We start from the raw sequence: 2,070 nt of genomic DNA on the forward strand, positions 1-2,070 counted from the left end.
TAATAAAACCATTAAATGCGGAATCGCCTCCATATTGTTTGTAAAAAAGTTTTTTAATAAGGAATGTTCCTCTTTTTGCTTGCTTAATCCATTCAAAAAAGAAGCAAACTGAGGGGTATACAATTCATCTCTTGTCAGTAGATTATTCATATACCCCTCATTTAACAGAATGAGCAGGATCTTCAATCTGTATTTCTGATGAGGAGAAAGAAAAAAATATGAATTGGGAAAGATATTGAGTACCCTCGAAAAAAATGTTTTGGCAATTATAGCCGATAGACCGGGTATATTATTTAATAAAGATAAGAGTGCTTTTATGTTGCCATTTTCTAAAAAAAGTTGCACTAAAGGCACATTCAGTTCGTCATCCGCAGAGAATGCCTGCAAAATTTTTTCTTTATTTACCTCATCTCCGAGAAGGTATTTATCGATGGCAAAAATTAACATTTCCTCGCCCAAAATCATCTGCATTCCAACAATGGGCTGTTGTCCAATCCTATGAAAAAGAAAATCATGGAAAAAGTCCTTACGAGCTAATATGCAATTACTGATATGATCCCAATCTGACTGGTAAAAACTCAGGTAAGATATCGGTAAGATTCCATGTAATTCTTCACCATGCGCTAATTTATGAAACGAAAATAAAGATTGAATATTATTTTGATTAATGAGCCATGGGCATTGACGTAATACTTCTATAAAAGAATAATTATTGCTATTAAGAATCAAATAAATTAATAAACTTCTGGGATTTGTTTGCGGGGTTTCTGCGATAGGCATCATTAAATAATCAGCCATTAAGTTTTGCAAAACAGGATCATTAATTTTTCTTAAGAGGGGGATAGTTATTTGTGGAAATTGAGTAATAAAATTACAGAAAGGCGGGATGCCATTCTTAAGATCCGGAGTAAATAAAGCCTCAATATCCCTTTTTATCTCTGAAACATTATGAAAAAGCCCTGGAAGGTCAGGTGTTGTTTGAAGTATGCTGCTCGGGATTAAATAATCTGGGATAGCTTTTCCACTAGGATGTTTAAATACCACCTCTTCAATAATGTTTCGCCTTTTGCCATCTATCCCTGAAAAAGCAAGCTCTTTATCCCAATTTCTCTTCATTTTCTGTAATAAAACCCCACAAATTGCAACATTACACATCTTGCTAAACATGCTACCTAAGAGGGTCATATCGTTATAAGTAGGAATTGGTATGCTTAATAAAAAGTGTAATAAATCTATCTTTTGGGGCGTTAAATCAACTAACCTGCTCAAAGAAACACAAAAATGGTCTACGTGAGCCATACAAACTTGCTGAAAAAGTAATAAAAAGTCCATTCCCCATTTTTGGTTTTGCAGGAGTTGTCCATTTAATTGACCGCAATTTGCTTCAGTCAATAAGAATGTGAATAAACTAGTAATTAACTGAACGGTATTTTCTTTATTTAAACCCTTGCTCATATTGAGAATTAGCCGGGTATAAACTGTGTTTTTATTTTTAAAAAATAACGATGTATTTTCATGAGGGACCAGCAAAAAAGCAAACATTTTACCGGCATTTTTACACATTATTTTGAGAAATGGTTGTTGATCTTCAGTCCAATTATTAATAAGGTGAATAGAAAATGCCTTTAGGATGCGATAACCATGCGTTTGGTGACATAAAGCTTGCACAAAATTCGTTTGTGCCTGAACAGAATTTTTTATTCCATGCGCACACACTAACTGTTCAAAAAGTTTCGTATTATTTAAATTTAGAGATTTTTCAAACAGAGAGGCCAATGTACCTATGCCCTCATCCGTAAGTAAAAAATAAGGCAATCTTTCTTCTAAAACAGAAGCATTAAAAACACTGAGATCCAGCGTTAAATAGAGGCTTGGCATCAGTTTTAGTAAAGGAGATAATATATCCAAGTATTTTACGGATTGCGTAAAAAGCGTACCGTCGATTCCTCTAACATTCAATTTTTGGTGAAATATTTCTGAACAAATTTTCCCAAGACGTATTTCTTCTTGCAGAATTCTTCTCAAAATATTTCTTCCTAAAAAGCTCTTTATTAAGATTTGTATTCCATA

General features: G+C 33.4%; 1 protein-coding gene. It reads right to left on the reverse strand.

Annotation, left to right across the window (positions count from 1 at the left end):
- A partial coding sequence (locus C0512_RS15290) for a hypothetical protein (RefSeq protein WP_290863124.1) occupies positions 1-2,070 on the reverse strand: 2,070 nt, incomplete at both ends.

The sequence above is a fragment of the Flavobacterium sp. genome (assembly GCF_013822155.1).
Classification (GTDB): domain Bacteria; phylum Bacteroidota; class Bacteroidia; order Flavobacteriales; family Flavobacteriaceae; genus Flavobacterium.